General features: G+C 59.3%; 18 protein-coding genes. 16 read left to right on the top strand and 2 right to left on the bottom strand.

The window, feature by feature from the left end:
* Positions 1–318: 318 nt before the first annotated feature.
* Both FIV35_RS20360 and FIV35_RS20355 read right to left on the bottom strand, forming a co-directional pair.
* Entirely contained in the window at positions 319–1,539 is a 1,221-nt protein-coding gene (locus tag FIV35_RS20360; protein WP_034136376.1) for a CaiB/BaiF CoA transferase family protein, read from the bottom strand.
* Positions 1,540–1,552: 13 nt separating this feature from the next.
* Positions 1,553–2,734: an acyl-CoA dehydrogenase gene (locus tag FIV35_RS20355; RefSeq protein ID WP_010207882.1), complete on the bottom strand. Its 1,182-nt coding sequence runs from the start codon at positions 2,732–2,734 to the stop codon at positions 1,553–1,555.
* Positions 2,735–2,892: 158 nt separating this feature from the next.
* On the opposite strand from FIV35_RS20355, the gene FIV35_RS20350 reads away from it, so the two are divergent.
* The 16 genes from FIV35_RS20350 (at position 2,893) to FIV35_RS20275 (ending at position 19,788) form a co-directional block, all read left to right on the top strand.
* Positions 2,893–3,792, top strand: coding sequence for a LysR family transcriptional regulator (locus FIV35_RS20350; protein ID WP_034136375.1), 900 nt, complete (start codon positions 2,893–2,895; stop codon positions 3,790–3,792).
* 451 nt (positions 3,793–4,243) lie between these two features.
* Positions 4,244–5,365 carry a Re/Si-specific NAD(P)(+) transhydrogenase subunit alpha gene (locus FIV35_RS20345; RefSeq protein WP_034136374.1) on the top strand — a complete coding sequence of 374 codons (1,122 nt, stop codon included), beginning with the start codon at positions 4,244–4,246 and terminating at the stop codon, positions 5,363–5,365.
* 15 nt (positions 5,366–5,380) lie between these two features.
* Positions 5,381–5,701: an NAD(P) transhydrogenase subunit alpha part 2 gene (locus FIV35_RS20340; protein ID WP_034101753.1), complete on the top strand. Its 321-nt coding sequence runs from the start codon at positions 5,381–5,383 to the stop codon at positions 5,699–5,701.
* On the top strand, positions 5,701–7,137 hold the full coding sequence (locus FIV35_RS20335; RefSeq protein WP_034136373.1) for an NAD(P)(+) transhydrogenase (Re/Si-specific) subunit beta: 1,437 nt from the start codon (positions 5,701–5,703) through the stop codon (positions 7,135–7,137). Before FIV35_RS20340 ends, FIV35_RS20335 begins: the two co-directional genes overlap by 1 nt.
* 179 nt (positions 7,138–7,316) lie before the next feature.
* Positions 7,317–8,810, top strand: coding sequence for a succinyl-CoA:acetate CoA-transferase ScpC (gene scpC / locus FIV35_RS20330; RefSeq protein WP_034136372.1), 1,494 nt, complete (start codon positions 7,317–7,319; stop codon positions 8,808–8,810).
* A gap of 317 nt (positions 8,811–9,127) precedes the next feature.
* Positions 9,128–9,340: a DUF1127 domain-containing protein gene (locus FIV35_RS20325; RefSeq protein WP_034101749.1), complete on the top strand. Its 213-nt coding sequence runs from the start codon at positions 9,128–9,130 to the stop codon at positions 9,338–9,340.
* A gap of 260 nt (positions 9,341–9,600) precedes the next feature.
* The gene (locus tag FIV35_RS20320; protein ID WP_034111160.1) at positions 9,601–9,786 is read left to right on the top strand and encodes a DUF1127 domain-containing protein; all 186 of its coding nucleotides are present in this window, start codon (positions 9,601–9,603) and stop codon (positions 9,784–9,786) included.
* A gap of 134 nt (positions 9,787–9,920) precedes the next feature.
* On the top strand, positions 9,921–10,241 hold the full coding sequence (locus tag FIV35_RS20315) for a DUF2388 domain-containing protein (protein ID WP_034101747.1): 321 nt from the start codon (positions 9,921–9,923) through the stop codon (positions 10,239–10,241).
* Positions 10,242–10,344: 103 nt separating this feature from the next.
* Positions 10,345–10,653, top strand: coding sequence for a DUF2388 domain-containing protein (locus tag FIV35_RS20310; protein WP_034136371.1), 309 nt, complete (start codon positions 10,345–10,347; stop codon positions 10,651–10,653).
* Positions 10,654–10,679: 26 nt separating this feature from the next.
* Positions 10,680–11,000, top strand: a complete 321-nt coding sequence (locus tag FIV35_RS20305; RefSeq protein ID WP_034136370.1) for a DUF2388 domain-containing protein — start codon at positions 10,680–10,682, stop codon at positions 10,998–11,000.
* Positions 10,997–12,958: a DUF7844 domain-containing protein gene (locus FIV35_RS20300; protein ID WP_034136369.1), complete on the top strand. Its 1,962-nt coding sequence runs from the start codon at positions 10,997–10,999 to the stop codon at positions 12,956–12,958. Before FIV35_RS20305 ends, FIV35_RS20300 begins: the two co-directional genes overlap by 4 nt.
* Positions 12,959–13,234: 276 nt before the next feature.
* Positions 13,235–14,542, top strand: a complete 1,308-nt coding sequence (locus FIV35_RS20295; protein ID WP_034101743.1) for a CitMHS family transporter — start codon at positions 13,235–13,237, stop codon at positions 14,540–14,542.
* Between the two features lie 63 nt (positions 14,543–14,605).
* Positions 14,606–15,373 carry a TerC family protein gene (locus tag FIV35_RS20290; protein ID WP_034101741.1) on the top strand — a complete coding sequence of 256 codons (768 nt, stop codon included), beginning with the start codon at positions 14,606–14,608 and terminating at the stop codon, positions 15,371–15,373.
* Positions 15,374–15,586: 213 nt separating this feature from the next.
* A complete protein-coding gene (locus FIV35_RS20285; protein ID WP_034111154.1) occupies positions 15,587–17,245 on the top strand; it encodes a Na/Pi cotransporter family protein in 1,659 nt (552 codons plus the stop codon).
* Positions 17,246–17,302: 57 nt separating this feature from the next.
* A complete protein-coding gene (locus FIV35_RS20280; RefSeq protein WP_034136368.1) occupies positions 17,303–18,688 on the top strand; it encodes a M16 family metallopeptidase in 1,386 nt (461 codons plus the stop codon).
* Between the two features lie 68 nt (positions 18,689–18,756).
* Positions 18,757–19,788: a DUF5924 family protein gene (locus FIV35_RS20275; RefSeq protein ID WP_034136367.1), complete on the top strand. Its 1,032-nt coding sequence runs from the start codon at positions 18,757–18,759 to the stop codon at positions 19,786–19,788.
* Positions 19,789–19,840 lie beyond the last annotated feature (52 nt).

The following is a 19,840-nucleotide window of genomic DNA, read 5'->3' as shown; positions in this document are numbered from 1 at the left end:
TCTACAGCGTTACACGCTGCTGTCAACACCTCTTTTTCTCCGCTTTCGACCGAGAAGATCGAAACGTTAATAGAGCCAAACAACACTGCTCTACCAACTCCTTCTGGGCTTCGATGAACTGAAGCGATCCGCTGTCGAATCTTGCGTAACTCTTTGTTTACCAAGGAGTTTTCCGTTTCGACTGCGCCGGAAGTGGGGCGAATTATAGACGTCTGGAATCTGCCGTCAAGCGTTAATTTTCGTTTTCTATCAATTACTTAAATCTGGCTAAAAACCAACCAGCATTATTGCTACAGCTCTCTATATAGAAGGAAAGATTCAGATAACACCCGCCCCCTTTAAAGCAGCCACATGATCCGGCCCAAGACCTAATACGCTCTGCAGCACCTGAACGGTGTGCTCTCCTAATAAAGGAGGCGCACTGCGGTACTCCACGGGCGTCTTGGATAAACGTATGGGACTGGCAACCTGAGGCACCTCCCCCGCCAGCGGATGGGGCAGTTGCATTGCCAATCCACGCGCCTTGACCTGCGGATCAGAAAACACCTGCGCCAAATCGTTGATCGGTCCACACGGAACTCCGGCACTCTCCAACTGCGCCACCCATTCCGCCGTCGTTTTAAAGACAGTGGCCTGGCGAATCAACGGAATCAACTCGGCGCGATTGGCCACCCGCATCCTATTGGTAGAAAACCGCGGGTCATCTGCCCATTGTGGCTGCCCAGCCACTTGCGCAAATTTCCGGAACTGCCCGTCATTACCGACCGTCAGGATGAAATCACCGTCGGCAGTAGGAAAATCCTGGTAAGGCACAATATTCGGATGAGCATTACCCAGGCGCTTTGGCGCGACCCCAGTTGTCAGGTAATTCATCGCCTGGTTAGCCAGGCAGGCGACCTGCACATCGAGCAACGCCATATCAATATGCTGACCGCCACCATCATGATCACGATGGGCCAGGGCAGCCAGTATCGCGACAGTCGAGTAGAGCCCGGTGAGGATATCGGTTAACGCTACCCCCACCTTCACAGGCCCGGCTCCCTCGTCGCCTTCAGGCCGTCCGGTCAGACTCATGAGCCCACCCAGCCCCTGAATCATGAAATCGTAGCCCGCTCGCGCCGCATAGGGTCCTGTCTGGCCAAACCCTGTGATTGAGCAATAGATCAGTTCAGGATTGATCTCCTTGAGCGACTCATAATCCAGCCCATAAGCCGCCAGACCACCGACCTTGAAGTTCTCGATCAGGATGTCGGACTTGGCCGCTAGGTCCCGTATGAGCTTTTGCCCCTCCGGCCGAGTGAAATCGATCGTGACCGACTCTTTATTACGATTGGCCGAGAGGTAGTACGCCGCCTCGCCGGTGCTCTCACCAAAAGCGTCCTTCAGAAAGGGGGGGCCCCAGGCCCGCGTATCGTCACCACTTACCGGTCGCTCGACCTTGATCACCTCAGCCCCCAGGTCTGCAAGGATCTGTCCCGACCAAGGGCCGGCCAATACCCGCGAAAGATCCAATACCCGCAAATGGGAAAGCGCGCCCATGCCCATACCCCTATTAGTAGAAGGCCTGAAGCCCGGTTTGCGCGCGCCCCAATATCAAGGCATGCACGTCGTGAGTCCCTTCGTAGGTGTTAACCACCTCAAGGTTCACCAAGTGACGCGCTACCCCGAATTCATCGGAAATGCCGTTGCCGCCCAACATATCACGCGCCATACGCGCAATATCCAACGACTTTCCGCATGAGTTGCGCTTCATGATCGACGTGATCTCAACCGCAGCCGTACCTTCGTCTTTCATACGCCCCAGACGCAGGCACCCCTGCAGCGCCAAGGTGATCTCAGTCTGCATATCAGCCAGTTTCTTCTGAATCAGTTGGGTGGCCGCCAGCGGTCGTCCAAACTGCTGACGATCCAATGTGTACTGGCGAGCGGTGTGCCAGCAGAACTCGGCAGCACCCAAAGCCCCCCAGGAGATGCCATAGCGCGCAGAGTTCAGGCAGGTGAAGGGCCCTTTCAAGCCGCGCACATCCGGGAAGATGTTTTCTTCCGGCACAAATACGTTATCCATGACGATCTCGCCGGTGATTGAGGCCCGCAGGCCAACCTTTCCGTGAATCGCCGGAGCACTCAGCCCCTTCCAGCCTTTTTCCAACACGAAGCCGCGGATATCACCGGCATCATCCTTGCCCCAGACGACAAACACATCCGCGATCGGGCTGTTGGTGATCCACATCTTGGCGCCCGTCAGGCTGTAGCCGCCTTCCACTTTGCGCGCACGTGTAATCATCGCGCCAGGGTCAGACCCGTGATTAGGCTCGGTCAGCCCAAAGCAACCGATCCATTCGCCGGAGGCGAGTTTCGGCAAGTACTTCTGCTTCTGCGCCTCGGTACCGAACTCATTGATCGGCACCATCACCAGCGACGACTGCACACTCATCATCGAACGATACCCGGAATCGACACGCTCCACTTCGCGCGCGATCAAGCCGTAACTCACGTAGTTCAAGCCACTGCCGCCGTACTGCTCGGGAATCATTGCGCCCAGCAGGCCGGTCTCACCCATCTCACGGAAAATTGCAGGATCAGTCTTCTCATGACGGAAGGCTTCAAGCACACGCGGCGCCAGTTTGTCCTGAGCGAACTGCTCAGCACTGTCGCGCACCATGCGCTCTTCTTCGGTGAGCTGTTGATCCAGCAGCAGCGGATCGATCCAGTTGAAGCTTGCCTTGCCAGCCATGAGTTAAGTCCTCGCAAAGAACATGGGAAGTCGTGGAGCAAGCCTAGGCTGGGTAATCGTTCTGGGCAAACGAGGTTTAAGCATAAGGTTGTGCTAATTTCTCACTTCGAAACAGTTTTATGCGGTGAAATTTCGTTTTATGAGTGAGGACAAGGTACATGCGCAGAAAAATCCCCAGCACCACCGCCCTTGTCAGCTTCGAAGCGGCGGCCCGCCACGAGAGCTTCACCAAGGCCGCTCAGGAACTTTCCCTGACCCAAGGCGCCATCTGCCGACAGATTGCCAGCCTTGAAGAGTTCTTGAGTGTGGAACTGTTTCGGCGTTCGCGGCGCGGCGTGAAGCTAACAGAAGCGGGGCTGTCCTATAGCCGTCGGGTCGCCACGCAACTGGATGCGGTGGAACGCGACACGCTGTCCGTCATGGGCCAACAAGGCGCCAATGTGATTGAGCTGGCGGTGGTCCCGACATTCGGCACACAGTGGCTGATTCCACGGCTCAAGGACTTCCAGCGCCAACACCCGGAAGTCACGGTGAACCTCACCAACCGTACGCGGCCGTTTCTATTTGCAGATACTGACTTTGACGCTGCGATCTATTTCGGAGATGCCGACTGGTCCGGCACCGAATCCCACCGTTTGATGGGAGAGAATCCGGTGCCAATCTGCAGCCCGCGCTTGCTGGGCAAGCGCACTCACTTCAGCGCCCAGGAAATCGCAGAACTGCCCCTGCTGCAGCAAACCACTCGGCCCTATGCGTGGCGCCAGTGGTTCAACGCCAGGCAACTGAACGTTCCCCGCGACATGACAGGACCCCGTTACGAGCTATTCTCGATGCTGTCTCAGGCAGCCATGCACGATATGGGCATCGCGTTGATCCCACCGTTTTTGATCCAACGAGAGTTGGATGAGCATCAATTGGTGATTGCGAGCCCAGAGGCGCTGACCAGCGCCAAGGCGTATTACCTGATGATTCCTGACAGAAAGGTCGAATCAGCGTCGCTGCACGCCTTCAGAGATTGGCTCATCGAGCAATCACAACGCTACAGCCCCAGTATTTAAAGGCTCCCTCAAACTACTGACTCTGTAGTCAGCTATTTTTAAATCCTACAGATATACGTATATGTCGCATTTCAGCAGACTGTATCTATCGACCGAGAATATGTGCCAAAGCCATGATTCTCATGGCTTACAGCGACCACGACGAGCCAATGCACGACTATTCACATCAACGATGACAAAAACCGCTAAAAACGCCTGAAACCCTTTAATCACTTGTATTTAAAGAGGTTATTTCAGCGAGTTGCGACAATCAGTCACAGGGTGACTTGTAGTTAATTTTTCGTCACCCGTCATAATCCCTTGAAGGCCGTAAAGTTCGCCTGCAAAATGCCGCGCCCCGCTGTCATTTCAGCGGGATCGTGCTGATCGGCCGCCCCAGTTGCGCCACTCGCGGTGCGCTGGCCTTTTTACAAAAAGATCAAAAGCAAAAAGATCATGCAGGAGATTTGACGTGCACATTGGTGTTCCTCTCGAAACCCAGACCGGTGAAACGCGGGTGGCTGCCACCCCGGAAACCATCAAGAAGCTGATCGGCCAGGGCCATAAGGTCACTGTACAAAGCGGAGCGGGGCTAAAGGCCAGCGTTGTCGACAGTGCTTATGAAGCGGCAGGTGCCACCCTTGGCAGCGCCAACGACGCATTTGGCGCCGAGCTGATCCTGAAGGTGGTCGCTCCCAGCGATAACGAGATGGCGCTGATTAAAAGCGGCACCGTGTTGGTGGGCATGCTCAATCCGTTCAGCAATGAAACTATCGCTAAATTGGCCGAGCGCGGCATCACCGCCTTCGCCCTGGAAGCCGCACCGCGCACCTCTCGGGCCCAAAGCCTCGACGTGCTGTCGTCCCAGGCCAACATTGCTGGCTATAAAGCCGTGCTGCTCGCCGCCCATCACTACCCACGCTTCATGCCCATGCTGATGACCGCCGCCGGCACCGTTAAAGCCGCGCGCGTATTGATCCTTGGCGCTGGCGTTGCAGGGCTGCAGGCGATCGCTACGGCGAAACGCCTGGGAGCTGTGATCGAAGCGTCTGACGTGCGCCCGGCCGTGAAGGAACAGATCGAGTCCCTCGGCGCCAAGTTTGTCGACGTACCCTACGAAACCGATGAAGAGCGCGAATGCGCCGTCGGTGTCGGCGGTTACGCCCGCCCGATGCCGACCAGCTGGATGCAACGTCAGGCGCAGGCCGTGCACGAGCGCGCCAAACAAGCCGATATTGTTATCACTACTGCGTTGATACCCGGCCGCAAGGCGCCGACGCTGCTAAGCGCCGACACTGTCGCGCAGATGAAGCCCGGCTCGGTGGTCATTGACCTCGCCGCCGCCCAAGGCGGTAACTGCCCGCTGACTGTGGCAGACCAAGTGGTGGTGGAAAACGGCGTGATCATCTGCGGCCCAACCAACCTCGCGGGCGCAGTTGCCGCCGACGCGTCGGCATTGTATGCGCGCAACCTGCTGGACTTCCTGAAGCTGGTCTTCACCAAGGAAGGCCAATTTGAAATCAACCTCGAAGACGACATCGTCGCCGCGTGCCTGATGTGCCGCGACGGCCAAGTCATCCGCAAAAACGCCTAAGCAGGGATTCAGACGATGGAAGAGCTTATCTCCCCCGGTATCTACAACCTGATCATCTTTGTGCTGGCGATTTATGTCGGTTACCACGTGGTCTGGAACGTCACGCCCGCACTGCACACGCCTTTGATGGCGGTGACCAACGCGATTTCCGCCATCGTGATCGTCGGCGCCATGCTCGCCGCCGCCCTCACCGTGACGCCGCTGGGCAAAACCATGGGCACCCTGGCCGTGGCCCTGGCTGCGGTCAACGTGTTCGGCGGCTTCCTGGTTACCCGCAGGATGCTGGAGATGTTCAAGAAGAAAGCCGCGAAAGTAAAAGAAGAGGCGCCGAAGTAATGAGCATGAATCTCGTCACGACGCTTTACCTGATCGCGTCGATCTGCTTCATCCAGGCACTCAAGGGCCTGTCGCACCCCACCACGTCGCGTCGCGGCAACCTGTTCGGCATGCTGGGCATGGCCCTGGCCGTGCTCACCACCGTGGGGCTCATCTATAAGCTCGGCGCTGAGCTGGCCACTGCCGGCATCGGCTATGTGATCGTCGGTCTGCTGATCGGCGGCACCGCCGGTTCGATCATGGCCAAGCGTGTAGAAATGACCAAGATGCCGGAGCTGGTGGCGTTCATGCACAGCATGATTGGCCTGGCCGCCGTGTTTATCGCCATCGCGGCGGTGGTCGAGCCGCAATCCCTGGGTATCGTCAAACACCTGGGCGATGCGATTCCTGCCGGTAACCGCCTGGAACTGTTCCTCGGCGCGGCCATCGGTGCCATCACGTTCTCAGGCTCGGTGATCGCGTTCGGCAAGCTGTCTGGCAAGTACAAGTTCCGCCTGTTTCAGGGCGCACCGGTACAGTTCGGCGGCCAGCACAAACTGAACCTGGTGCTGGGCCTCACAACCCTGGCCCTAGGGCTGGCATTCATGTTCACCGGCAACCTCACCGCTTTCGCGCTGATGCTGGCTCTAGCGTTCGTATTGGGCGTGCTGATCATTATCCCGATCGGCGGTGCTGACATGCCGGTGGTGGTCTCGATGCTCAACAGCTATTCAGGCTGGGCGGCGGCCGGTATCGGTTTCTCGCTGAACAACTCGATGCTGATTATTGCCGGTTCGCTGGTGGGCTCCAGCGGCGCGATCCTGTCGTACATCATGTGCAAGGCGATGAACCGCTCCTTCTTCAATGTACTGCTCGGCGGCTTCGGTAACGCACCGGACGCCGGGGCGGCCGCTGGCTCAAAAGAAGCGCGCCCGGTGAAATCCGGTTCGGCCGACGACGCGACCTTCCTGCTGACCAACGCCGACACCGTGATCATCGTCCCAGGCTACGGCCTGGCAGTGGCGCGGGCGCAGCATGCGCTCAAAGAGTTGACCGAGAAGCTCACTCACCACGGCGTCACAGTGAAATACGCGATCCACCCGGTGGCCGGCCGTATGCCTGGACACATGAACGTGTTGCTCGCCGAGGCGGAGGTGCCTTACGACCAGGTGTTCGAGATGGAGGACATCAACTCCGAGTTCGGCCAGGCCGACGTGGTGCTGGTATTGGGCGCCAACGACGTGGTCAACCCGGCCGCCAAGAACGACCCGAACTCGCCAATCGCCGGTATGCCGATCCTGGAAGCCTTCAAGGCCAAGACCATCATCGTCAACAAGCGCTCGATGGCCAGCGGTTATGCCGGCCTGGATAACGAGCTGTTCTACTTGGACAAAACCATGATGGTCTTCGGCGACGCCAAGAAGGTCATCGAGGACATGGTCAAGGCCGTCGAATAACACTGCGCCAGCGCAATACCCGAAACCCCGGCCTGCAGTAGGCTGGGGTTTTTTGTTGCGGGATGAAACCCGACCAAAGGCTCTAAATCGCTGCCTCGCATTCGACCATGGTAGCGGGCCGAATTTTTTTGAAATCACTACACTGCCCACCTTGCTTCCGTAGCCTGAGATAACAATTCATGTACCGTGATCGTATCCGCTTGCCTTCGCTGTTGAACAAGGTCATGAGCGCGGCTGACGCCGCCGCACTGATCGAGGACGGCATGACCGTCGGCATGAGTGGTTTCACCCGTGCCGGTGAAGCCAAGGCCGTCCCCCACGCCCTGGCCGAGCGCGCCAAGACTTCCCCGCTGAAAATCACGTTGATGACCGGCGCCAGCCTGGGCAATGACTTGGACAAGCAGCTGACCGAGGCCGGCGTATTGTCCAGACGCATGCCGTTCCAGGTCGACAGCACCTTGCGCAAGGCCATCAACGCAGGCGAGGTGATGTTCATCGATCAACACCTGTCGGAAACCGTCGAGCAACTGCGCAATAACCAGCTCAAGCTCCCGGACATTGCAGTGATCGAAGCGGTTGCTATCACCGAGCAGGGTCACATAGTGCCCACCACCTCCGTGGGCAACTCGGCCAGTTTCGCGATTTTCGCCAAGCAGGTGATCGTCGAGATCAACCTGGCGCACAACCCGAACCTGGAAGGGCTGCACGACATCTATATACCGACCTACCGGCCGACCCGCACACCGATTCCACTGGTGAAGGTAGATGACCGCATCGGCAGCACCGCAATCCCGATTCCGCCGGAGAAGATCGTCGCGATCGTCATCACCAACCAGGCCGACTCTGCGTCTACCGTAACCCCGCCTGACGATGACACCCAGGGCATCGCCAACCACTTGATCAATTTCCTCAGGCAAGAAGTGGACGCCGGGCGCATGACCAACAAACTCGGCCCGCTGCAGGCCGGGATCGGCAACATTGCCAACGCGGTAATGTGCGGTTTGATCGACTCGCCATTCGAAGACCTGACCATGTACTCGGAAGTACTGCAGGACTCGACATTTGACCTGATCGACGCCGGCAAGCTGAGCTTTGCCTCGGGCAGTTCGATCACCTTGTCGGAACGGCGCAACGCCGACGTGTTCGGCAACCTGGAACGCTACAAAGAGAAATTGGTGCTGCGCCCTCAGGAAATCTCCAACCACCCTGAAGTGGTGCGGCGCCTGGGCATTATCGGTATCAACACCGCTCTGGAGTTCGACATATACGGCAACGTCAACTCCACCCATGTATGCGGCACGCGGATGATGAACGGCATCGGCGGTTCAGGCGACTTCGCGCGCAACGCGCATCTGGCGATCTTCGTGACCAAGTCGATCGCCAAAGGTGGTGCGATTTCCAGCGTGGTGCCGATGGTGAGCCATGTGGATCACACCGAACATGACGTGGACATCCTAGTGACTGAAGTAGGCCTGGCCGACCTGCGTGGCCTGGCGCCACGGGAGCGGGCGCGGGTGATCATCGATAACTGTGTACACCCCGCTTACCGCGATGCATTGAACACCTACTTCGAGACCGCTTGCGCATTAGGCGGCCACACCCCGCACATCCTGCGCGAGGCACTGAGCTGGCACATCAACCTGGAAGAAACCGGGCATATGCTGAAGGCTTGATTCATACACCTCGGGGCTGAGGCAAGTACAGTTGCCTCAGCTCCTTAAGCAACCCGCCAAAATTTAAAAAACTGTACTGCTGTACCGGTCATTTCCTACGCCATTTACCTACTCAACCTTTAAAAAATGCCAATTTCGCACCATTTAGGTGCGAACAGGTACAGTTGCCCCATTTCCGTACCGTACAGCCTCATTAAACAGTTAACTGGCCCCTCACAATACAGGTGAACTGTATCTAGAGAGTGTTGCCCCGGAAGAGGATCATTGGCATCAGTTAAACCACTACCTAATCCCGCCACAAGCGGAAGGATGTCATCATGGAACGTACACTCAGTTCCGAACTGTTCTCCGAAAAAGCCGTAAACCACCAAGCCGCTCTGCCTCTGCGCGTTCTGGCCAACCTGATGCTGTGGCAGCGCCGCATCTCCAGCCGTCACCAACTGGCTCGTCTGGATTCGCGTCTGCTGGCTGATGCTGGTATCAGCGAAGCTCAACGCTACGAAGAGCTGAGCAAGCCGTTCTGGCGCTAATGAGCGCTCGCTGGCCCTGACCTGCTTAGGTCCACTGCCAGCAACCAGATTGAACAAAACAAAGCCCGCCCCGGGAAACCGGAGGCGGGCTTTGTCGTTTGGGGGATTCGATTTTTGGCACCGAACAGAAGCGCTATATCCAGACCAGTACAGTTCTAATAATAGAACACTTTAGCGGTACAATTTGCCCGCAGTGTATCTGTATCGCTCGATATACCTCTCTCACAATGGTGCTTCAGAACTAATCGAAGGCACCTTCCATGACTAATCGAGACGCTCTATATAAGCGGCTGACACGTCGTATCGTCGACGGCCTTGGCCGTTGGGCGCAGCGTGCTCACGGTAGGCGCCAGCTGGCTCAGCTTGATCCGCGAGACTTGGCCGATGCAGGCATCACTCAGGGTGATCGTATTGCCGAGCTGTCCAAACCCTTCTGGCGTGACTAGACAGTCAAGAAGCTTTCCGAACGGATAAATGGCGGCTTAATATCCAGCTACCGAGTGGCGAAGCACGGGGAGCAGGCGTCTGATCCCCAACGACTGTTCTGCACCACTTATCGTTCATCTAAAGGAGTCACACCATGTCCCGTCTTCGCCTGCTGAGTGCCGCTGCTCTATTGACCCTGGCTACCACTGCCAACGCGAGCAGCTTTATCGTGACCACCGACTCCATCGTTGGCGCCCTGAAAGCCACGTCCGACGCGACCTCCGATGCCACTTCGTCCCTACGTGACAACAAAGTCGTACGCGCCGCCCGTGACGACGCCGCCAGCTTTGTCGCCAGCGAAGGTGCAATTCGTGGAGTGAAGCTGGAAAGCGCCCTGGCTCAAATCCGCCAACAAGCCCCGCAATTGAACACCGCGACGGACGCACAGTTGGCCCAAGCCATCCTGGCAATCTGAAACACCATGCAACGGGAGCCTCTGCCGCTCCCGGATGCCTTCGCACTGGCCCTTGCCGGGGCTTTGCGCTAGCCTTGCCGCTCGTTTTCAGTTGTCGAGTCCTATGGCTTTTTCATACCGTTTGCTCATCGTTCCTATATTGTTTTCTGCCAGTTGGTCGCCCATTGCCTCTGCCTTTGACGTGACCATTCAGGGCACCGTCGCGAGCGCGTACGCCACCAGCAAAGTGACTTCCGCACCTCTCGACAGAAAAGTCGTCATGGCGGCCCAGGATGATGCCGCCGCTTTCGTTGCCACTGACGGTCAGTGGCGGGGAGCACGGCTGGAGTCGGCATTGGATTACCTGCGCCGCAGCCAGCCAAAACTTAACGCCAGCGACCTTGAACTGGCGCAAGCAATTCTCGTCCAATAATCACCTTTGTATTTCGGAGTCATTCCATGCGTAGCCCGCTGATCGTCGCCACCCTTGGCCTGCTGTTGTTGGCCGATGTTGCCCAGGCGCATACCCTGGTGGCCACCAGTAACATCATTGTGCGCGCCTCCGGTCGCACCATTGATTTCACCTCGGACACCACCACCTCCATCCGCGATTCCAAGGTCGTACGCGAAGCCCACGACGACGCCGCCAGTTTTGTCGCCACCAACGGCGAAATCCGTGGGGCGCAACTGGAGGCCGCCTTCGATACCCTGCGAACCCGCCTGCCTGAAGCACGCGATGCCAGCGACAAGACTCTCGCCGAAGCCATCCTCGCACTGTGAGGCGCCTCGCGGCCTGGCTCCTGGCCGGGACTGTGCTGCTATGCGCCAGCGCTGCCCAGGCCAGCCTGCAACTGCGGCTCAAGACCGAGGGTTTGAGCCCGGCTGAACAGCAGGCCAGCCAGGCATTGCTCGATGATGCGATGCGCGCGTTGCCGCCGCGCTTTATCGAGCAACTGGACCGACGCATCGATGTCGGCTGGACCGACCAGATGCCCGCAAACGCTTACGGCCAAGCCTCCCTGGTGTCCGAGCTGGACCTCAACCGCAACCTGTTGGCCAGCCTGACCGACGGCAGCGCCGCCACGCGTAAAACCAATCGCCCCCACGGCACCGTGCGCCGGGAAATGCTGGCCACGGTCCTGCATGAACTGACTCACATCTATGATCGCGCGCGCCTGTGGCCCGAAGACGACCGCAGGCTGATCCAGCGCTGCAGCCGCCAGAACAGCATCACCGGCGTGATCGGCCTGCCGGATCAGTGCCGTGGCCAGAACGACCGGCGCTTCACCCTCAGCGATGACCCGCGATTGCTCGACCTCGCCGGTTGGCCGCAATACGTCGGCAGGCGCGGCGAACGCGAACAACACAACCGCCAGGTGGTGCGCAGCCCCGACCTGTACGAAACCACCAGCCCGCTGGAATTCGTCGCGGTCAATATGGAGTACTTCCTCCTCGACCCGAGCTACGCTTGCCGGCGCCCGGCACTGTTCCGTTACTACCGCGATCACTTCGGCTGGGCCCCGCCCGAACAGGATGCCTGCGCCAAGACTTACGCGTTTCTCAATGCCGGCAACGATTTCGCCAAAACGCCGCTGGGCCATATCGATCCCGAGCGGGTGTACCAGATTGACTACTTGCTGGCCGAAGCCAACCAGAACCTGGTGAGCCGTTGGGGCCACAGCATGTTGCGTCTGGTGATCTGCGCCCCGGGCCGCCCGCGTGGGCCGGACTGTCGGCTGGATCTGGACCAGCACCTGGTGCTGTCCTACCGCGCCTTCGTCGGTGACGTGCAACTGTCGAGCTGGGACGGTCTGGTGGGCAAATACCCGTCACGGCTGTTCGTATTGCCGCTGGCGCAGGTGATCGATGAATACACCAAGACCGAACTACGCGGCCTGGCCTCCGTCCCGCTGAAACTCACGCGCCGGGAGATCAACGAAACCGTCGAGCACGCCGCTGAAATGCACTGGAGCTACGACGGCAACTATTTCTTCCTGTCCAATAACTGTGCCGTGGAAAGCCTGAAACTGTTGCGCAGCGGCAGCGCCAATCCGCAGCTGACCGGCCTGGACAACATCACCCCCAATGGTTTGCTGGAAGTACTGCAGGCTCGCGGTCTGGCCGATACCAGCGTGCTGGACGACAAACGTGAAGCACTGCGTCTGGGGTATCACTTCGACTCCTTCCGCGAACGCTACCAGGCCATGTTCGACGTGCTGCGCAAACATCTGCCGATCAAACAGACTCAGGTTGAAGACTGGCTCTCCCTCAGCGCCGAGCAACGTCGTGTGTGGTTCAAGCAGGCCGATCTGCGCACCAGTGCGGCGTTGCTGCTGTTGGAACAGGCGAGCTTCCGTAAACAGCTGATGCTGGCCCAGGATGAGGTCAAGCAGCGTTACCTCGGCGCCCGCGAGTTGAACAACGGCGGCATGGAGAAAGCCAACGCTACGTTGCAGCAGATCCTTGCCAACAGCGGCTTTCTCAGTCGCCCGGCTGAACTGCTGGGCAGTGGCGGCTACGGTCTGCCGCAGCCGTCGGAAGCCACGCGCCTGGAGTCGGAAAGTGCCGAGCGCCAGAAGCAGTTGCAGTCGCTGACCGGCGAGCTGGACAAAGAGGTGAGGGCGCTGCTGGATCCGTCCCGTGCCGCCGAGATTGCTGCCTGTGAAGCCAACCTCAAGCAGGTCGGAGAACATCTGCGCAGTCTGCACAAGGCAGCGGGCGGCCTCGAACTGCCCTGAAGCCCCCGCGATAGTTGACATGCGTTCCCCTGAATACCGCGCGTCTTCCCACCAACAACTGTTTTGCCAGCGAAAGCTGGCTGAAAGCTTACGCGTCTAGGATCGCCCCCAACTGCCGGCAACAGACCGGCTGTACACAACAACAATGGTGATCCCCGATGTCCGTCCGTACCCGCCTGTTCGCTCCAACTCCATCCGTAAGCCTCGTGACTGTCGTTCTGCGCTGAACCGTTCCGGTTCGCCATTCCCTAGCCGCGCTACGCCTGGAGTATTCCTATGCTGACTTTCCTTGGCTTTGCCATGGTCATCACGTTCATGTTCCTGATCATGACCAAGCGCTTGTCCGCGCTGATCGCCTTGATCATTGTGCCGATCCTGTTCGCGCTGTTCGGCGGCTTCGCGCCGAAGATCGGCCCGATGATGCTCGAAGGCATCACCAAGCTCGCGCCGACCGGCGTGATGCTGATGTTCGCCATCCTCTACTTTGCCTTGATGATCGACTCCGGCCTGTTCGACCCGGCCGTGCGCAAGATCCTCAAGATGGTCAAGGGCGACCCGCTGAAAGTCTCGGTCGGCACCGCGGTGCTGGCCCTGGTGGTGTCCCTCGACGGTGACGGCGCCACCACGTACATGATCTGCGTAGCCGCCATGCTGCCGCTGTACCAGCGGATCGGCATGAGCCCGCGGATCATGGCCGGCCTGATCATCCTCGCCGGTGGCGTGATGAACATGACCCCCTGGGGCGGCCCCACCGCCCGCGCCGCCAGTGCGCTGCATGTGGACCCGTCGGATATTTTCGTACCCATGATCCCCGCCATGGCCGCCGGCGTGGTGGCGATCCTGGTGATCGCTTACATGTATGGCAAGCGCGAACGTGCGCGCTTGGGTGAACTGCACCTGCAAGGCGACGAAATCGACCACAGCGAGATCAGTGTGTCGCAGTACCCGGACGCTCGCCGTCCCAAGCTGATCTGGTTCAACGGCGCCCTGACCCTGGCGCTGATGTGCACTCTGATTGCAGGTCTGTTGCCGCTGCCGGTGCTGTTCATGGTGGCGTTCAGCATCGCGATGATCGTCAACTACCCGTGCCTGCAACAACAAAAAGACCGCGTAGCCGCTCACGCCGGCAGCGTGCTGGCGGTGGTGGGGCTGATCTTCGCGGCGGGCATTTTCACCGGCATTCTGTCGGGTACCGGCATGGTCGATGCTATGTCCAAGAGCCTGCTGGCGGTCATCCCTGAAGCGTTGGGCCCGTACCTGGCGGTGATCACCGCGCTGGTGAGCATGCCGTTCACGTTCTTCATGTCCAACGACGCGTTCTACTATGGCGTACTGCCAGTACTCGCCGAAGCCGCCAGCCACTATGGCATTACCGCCGTGGAAATGGCCCGCGCTTCCATCGTTGGTCAGCCCGTGCACTTGCTCAGCCCGTTGGTCCCCTCGACCTACCTGCTGGTGGCCCTGGCCGGTATCGAATTTGGCGACCACCAGCGCTTTACGTTGAAGTGGGCAGTGCTGGTGTGCCTGTGCATAATGTTCGCCGCCTTGCTGATGGGGATTTTTCCGCTGTTCAGCACTCTATAACCGTACAACCCACTGCGCCGGTTCCAGACCGGCGCGGTTCAACACTTGCGCAAAGGAATACACATGGAATGGCTGACCAATCCGGAGATCTGGATTGCCTTCTTCACCCTGACGGCCCTCGAGATCGTCCTGGGCATCGATAACATCATCATGATTTCGATCCTGGTCAGCCGCATGCCCAAGCACATGCAAGCGCGCACCCGGATTTTCGGCCTGGCGCTGGCAATGGTCACGCGCATCATGCTGCTGCTGTCGATCACTTGGGTGATGCAATTGACCGCCGACCTGTTCGTGGTCCTCGGCCAGGGCATTTCCGGTCGCGACCTGATTCTGTTCTTCGGTGGCCTGTTCCTGCTGTGGAAAAGCTCCCAGGAGATGTACCACGCGCTGGAAGGCGAAGACGAAACCCACGAGGAGCCCAAGGGCGCCGGTGGCAAGTTCATCTACACCATCATCCAGATCGCGATCATCGACATCGTGTTCTCCCTGGACTCGGTGATCACTGCGGTCGGCATGGTGTCCCATGTGCCGGTCATGGTCGCCGCGATCGTCGTCGCCGTACTGGTGATGATGCTGGCGGCCGGCAAGATCAGCGAGTTCATCGATAAACACCCGTCATTGAAAATGCTCGCGCTGTCGTTCCTGCTGGTGGTGGGTACCGTGCTGATCGCCGAATCCTTCGATGTGCATGTGCCGAAGGGTTACGTCTACTTCGCCATGGCGTTCTCGCTGGCGGTGGAAGCGGTAAACATCAAGATGCGCACCGCCATCGCGAAAAAGAAAAAGCAGCAGGATCCGGTGAAACTGCGCAAGGACATTCCGGGTCAGTAAACCCGAGCCTGAACAAAAACGGGGCCTTCGCGCCCCGTTTTTTTTGCATCGCAAAAAGCTGATTTCATGACAGTTTTGTTTCAATCCCCACTTTAGCTATGCGATGCTGGCGCCGAGCCCATTCGCCAACTACAGCTTAAGTACAAGACGTAGAACGGCACGCGGCAACTCTCATTGGCTCCTTCTGGAGCCCACCCACACGGGGGGCCGAGCATGCTGACCTTGCTCAATCTGCTTTCCGCCGTGACCCTGCTGATCTGGGGCACGCACATCGTCCGAACCGGCATCCTGCGGGTCTACGGTTCCAACTTGCGCCACGTCATCGGCCAGAACATGGCCAAGCGCTGGCTGGCGTTTATCGCCGGCATTCTGGTGACCGCCATGGTGCAGAGCAGTAACGCCACGGCGATGCTGGTGACATCATTCGTCGGCCAGGGCCTGATGGGGCTGATGCCGGCCATGGCCACCATGCTCGGCGCCGACGTCGGCACGGCCTTGATGGCGCGGGTACTCACCTTTGATCTGTCCTGGCTGTCGCCGCTGTTGATTTTTCTCGGGGTGATTTTCTTCCTGTCGCGCAAACAGACGCGGGCAGGGCAGTTGGGCCGGGTGGGCATCGGCCTGGGGCTGATCATCCTGGCGCTGCAATTGATCGTCGAAGCGGCGGGGCCGATTACCCATGCCCAGGGAGTCAAAGTCGTGTTTGCGTCGCTGACCGGCGACATCCTGCTCGACGCCTTGGTCGGCGCGTTGTTCGCCATGATTTCCTACTCCAGCCTGGCCGCGGTGCTGCTGACCGCCACCCTGGCCGGCGCCGGCGTGATCGGCCTGCATGTGGCAATCGGCCTAGTGATCGGCGCCAATATCGGCAGCGGCATACTGGCATTTCTCAGTACCAGCATGCAGAACGCGGCCGGTCGCCAGGTCGCCCTAGGGAGCCTGCTGTACAAACTGATCGGTCTGCTGCTGATCATCCCGGTGCTCGACCCGCTCGTACGCTGGATGGATAACCTGGACTACAGCGCCCAGGGCATGGTCATCACCTTTCATCTGCTCTACAACGTCAGCCGCTGCCTGATCCTGCTGCCCACCATCGGCCCGATGGCACGCTTGTGCACGTGGCTGCTGCCAGAGCGAGAAGAGGTCAATGGCAAAGCCAAACCACGGCATCTGGATCCTACCGCCCTCACCACTCCCAGCTTGGCGCTAGCCAACGCCGCGCGAGAAACCCTGCGCCTGGGTGACCTGATCGACAATATGCTCACCGCCATGCAGGAAGTACTGCGCGGCAAACAGACGGCCATCACCCAGGAAATGCGCAGCCTCAGCGATGACGTTGAAGCGCTCTACAGCGCCATTAAGCTCTACCTGGCGCAAATGCCCCGCGAAGACCTCAGCGAACAAGACAGCCGCCGCTGGGCCGAAATCATCGAGCTATCGATCAACCTCAAGCTGGCCGGCGACTTGATCGAACGCATGCTGCGCAAGGTCCAGCAGCAGAAGACCTCCCAGCGCCGGCAGTTCTCGGAGGTGGGCCTGGAAGAACTCACCGACCTGCACAGCCAGTTGATCGCCAACCTGCGCCTGGGGCTGTCGGTGTTTCTCAGCGCCGACCCCCACAGCGCGCGCCAACTGCTGCGCGAGAAGCGCCGCTTCCGCGCCCAGGAGCGGCGCCTGGCCCATGCCCATGTCAGCCGTCTGCAGCGCAAGATCGTACAAAGCCTGGAGACCAGTTCCCTGCATCTGGAGCTGATTGCCGACATGAAGCGCCTGAACTCGTTGTTTTGCAGCAGTGCGTATGTGGTGTTGGAAACGTCTGACACCGGCGCACTCTCGGCCGAAGATATTGCCGACATCACGCATTCACCCTGAACGTACGATGGCCCGTGAAGTCAGTTACAACTGACCTCACTCGCCAGGAAGCCAGTTATGCGTCGCCTGTTATTCGCCTGCCTGCTGATGGGCGCCGCTCACGCCTTTGCCTTTGACCGCCTGCAAGTCGAGGGCTACACCTTGCCCAACGGCCTGCAACTGCTGCTCAAACCGGGTACCGAGCGCGGGCATGTGGCGATTCGCTTGGTGGTGGGTGTGGGCCTGGATGACTTCCGGTGCGAGGACAAAGAGCTGCCTCACCTGTTTGAACACCTGCTGTTCAGCGGCATCGATGGCGGCGACGAAGGCGATCTGGAAGAACGCATGCAAGCCCTGGGCGGCGAATGGAATGCCTACACCAGCAACGCCGATACCACCTTCGTGATCGAAGCGCCCGCCTATAACCAGCGCAAAGTGCTGGACCTGCTGCTGGCGATCCTCACTCGCACCGAGTTGACCGACGCCCACATCAATGCAGCTAAACAGGTGGTGGAACGTGAGGACGGCGGCCACTACTCACGCCTGCAACGCCTGCTTGACCGCCAGGACCTGGGCCACACCGCCAGCAATCAACTGGCCGTCGAGTTGGGACTTAAATGTGCCGAACGCGCCGAGGTCAATCACCTGACCCGTGATCAATTGCAAAAACTGCGCAAGGACTGGTACGCCCCCAACAACATGACGCTGATCGTCGTCGGCGATCTCGACAAACTGCTGCCGGCCTATCTGGAACGCACCTACGGCCAATTGACGCCGGTCGAACCCAGCGACCATTTACCGCTGCCGCAGATCCAACAGGCCGCCGCCGCCCATCGCGAACTGATCCACGGATGGCTGGGCAACAGCGCCAAACTGCACTGGCTGCTGCCGGAACCGGTGCTGGACGACCAGCACGATGAAACCTACGACCTGCTCAAGGACTACTTGGACTGGGCGCTGTACCGCCAACTGCGCCTCAAGCATGGCCTGTCCTACGGCCCCTGGGCCGAACGCGAAGTGCTCGGCGGCGTCGGTTTTCTGAGCCTGAACGCAGACCTGGAACGGGAAGACCTCAGCGAAGCCGAACAGGTACTGCAAGACCTCAAGACGCAATTGCTCAAAGACGGCCTGGACCCGGCCACCTTTGCGCGTCTGCAACAAGCGGCCATTGCCCGACAAGCCTGGGCCGTGCAGGGCAACAGCGCGCTGGCCGACTACTATTGGAGCGCCACCAGCGACTATGACAACGGCCATTTCAGTGACCCAGCCAAACGCATCAAGGCAGTCAAACTGGACGAGGCCAACCAGACGCTGCGCGAGTTGCTCAAGCAACCCGGCTACTGGCGCATCGAAAAACCACTGTTGAGCTACGACAGCCTGAGTGGGCTCGGCGTCGGCCTACTTGGGGTGATCGCGATCCTGTGGGTAAGCGTGCGGCGTTATCGCAAACGGGTTGTGCAATGACGCACCGAACACCCGGCTAAGACGTTATTCTGTCTGGGATTTTTCCTACACACACTGCGAATCGCCGAATGCCAAACCTGACTCACTATATCCAGCGCATCCTTGAACTGATGAAGCGCTACCCAGGGGTGATCGCACTCGGTGGTTTTATCTCGGGGGTGTGCAGCTTCATCCTGGTGGACCGTCAGCAGGGCATGGCCAGTTGGATCGCGGTGATCATGCTGGTGAGCTGGCTATGGCTGATGCTCGAAAACAGCTTCACGCAGCTGTTCACCAAACTCTTCAAACGGGAAATTCCCGAACCTCTGCTGCGCTACGCGACCCAGATGATCCACCAGGAAAGTCTGTTCTTCGTACTGCCGTTCTTTTTCGTCACCACGGCCTGGAACAGCGGCCAATCGATATTTACAGGGCTGCTCGGCGCCGCGGCGCTGGTGTCGATCATCGACCCGCTGTACTACAAGTGGCTGGCGCCCAAGCGTTCGCTGTTCCTGGCCTTGCACACCCTGACCCTGTTCGCCGCGCTGCTCACTGCACTGCCGATCATCCTGCACCTGACCACCGCCGAGAGTTACAAACTCGCCCTTGGCGTGGCCATGGCCTTGTCGATTCCGAGCCTGGCCGTGAGCCTGCCGCTGCGCAGTCTCAAGGGCTGGGCGATGCTGCTGGGGGTCACGGCCGCCATCGGCGCGGCGGGTTGGCTGCTGCGCAGTTGGGTGCCGCCGGCCACGCTGTGGATGACCGAGGTGGCCATCAGCACGCAGTTGCAGGACCGCACCCCGGGCGACGACCTCAAACAAGTCAGCGCCGCGCAACTGCGCAACGGTGGGCTGTATGCCTACACCGCGATCAACGCGCCGCGGGGGCTGGACGAGCGTATCTACCATGTGTGGAAACTCAACGGCAAAGAAGTGGACCGTATCGCCCTGGATATTCACGGCGGACGCAAAGAGGGCTACCGCGCCTGGACCCACAAGCAGAACTTCCCGGCCGACTCCGTGGGTCGCTGGCAGGTGAGGGTGCTCACCGAAGACGGACAAGTGATCGGCGTGCTGCGCTTTAAAGTTACCGACGCAGCACAAACGGACAACCCACAGTAGGCTGCTTCGTGCTATTACGTAGGACTTGTGGATAGCAAACAAGCTCGGAGCT

Origin of the sequence: Pseudomonas rhodesiae (genome assembly GCF_007858255.1) — a bacterium.
GTDB lineage: Bacteria > Pseudomonadota > Gammaproteobacteria > Pseudomonadales > Pseudomonadaceae > Aquipseudomonas > Aquipseudomonas rhodesiae.
Note: the sequence above shows the minus strand (reverse complement) of the source record. Positions and strands in the feature narration are given on the sequence as shown.

Excerpts from the sequence above, each read along its gene's own strand:
- FIV35_RS20280 (WP_034136368.1), top strand. The coding sequence starts at position 17,303 with ATGCGTCGCCTGTTATTCGCCTGCCTGCTGATGGGCGCCGCTCACGCC.
- FIV35_RS20360 (WP_034136376.1), bottom strand. The coding sequence starts at position 1,539 with ATGGGCGCGCTTTCCCATTTGCGGGTATTGGATCTTTCGCGGGTATTG.
- FIV35_RS20350 (WP_034136375.1), top strand. The coding sequence starts at position 2,893 with ATGCGCAGAAAAATCCCCAGCACCACCGCCCTTGTCAGCTTCGAAGCG.
- FIV35_RS20335 (WP_034136373.1), top strand. The coding sequence starts at position 5,701 with ATGAGCATGAATCTCGTCACGACGCTTTACCTGATCGCGTCGATCTGC.
- FIV35_RS20355 (WP_010207882.1), bottom strand. The coding sequence starts at position 2,734 with ATGGCTGGCAAGGCAAGCTTCAACTGGATCGATCCGCTGCTGCTGGAT.
- FIV35_RS20320 (WP_034111160.1), top strand. The coding sequence starts at position 9,601 with ATGACTAATCGAGACGCTCTATATAAGCGGCTGACACGTCGTATCGTC.
- FIV35_RS20275 (WP_034136367.1), top strand. The coding sequence starts at position 18,757 with ATGCCAAACCTGACTCACTATATCCAGCGCATCCTTGAACTGATGAAG.
- FIV35_RS20340 (WP_034101753.1), top strand. The coding sequence starts at position 5,381 with ATGGAAGAGCTTATCTCCCCCGGTATCTACAACCTGATCATCTTTGTG.
- FIV35_RS20295 (WP_034101743.1), top strand. The coding sequence starts at position 13,235 with ATGCTGACTTTCCTTGGCTTTGCCATGGTCATCACGTTCATGTTCCTG.
- FIV35_RS20285 (WP_034111154.1), top strand. The coding sequence starts at position 15,587 with ATGCTGACCTTGCTCAATCTGCTTTCCGCCGTGACCCTGCTGATCTGG.
- FIV35_RS20315 (WP_034101747.1), top strand. The coding sequence starts at position 9,921 with ATGTCCCGTCTTCGCCTGCTGAGTGCCGCTGCTCTATTGACCCTGGCT.
- FIV35_RS20325 (WP_034101749.1), top strand. The coding sequence starts at position 9,128 with ATGGAACGTACACTCAGTTCCGAACTGTTCTCCGAAAAAGCCGTAAAC.
- scpC (WP_034136372.1), top strand. The coding sequence starts at position 7,317 with ATGTACCGTGATCGTATCCGCTTGCCTTCGCTGTTGAACAAGGTCATG.
- FIV35_RS20310 (WP_034136371.1), top strand. The coding sequence starts at position 10,345 with ATGGCTTTTTCATACCGTTTGCTCATCGTTCCTATATTGTTTTCTGCC.
- FIV35_RS20290 (WP_034101741.1), top strand. The coding sequence starts at position 14,606 with ATGGAATGGCTGACCAATCCGGAGATCTGGATTGCCTTCTTCACCCTG.
- FIV35_RS20305 (WP_034136370.1), top strand. The coding sequence starts at position 10,680 with ATGCGTAGCCCGCTGATCGTCGCCACCCTTGGCCTGCTGTTGTTGGCC.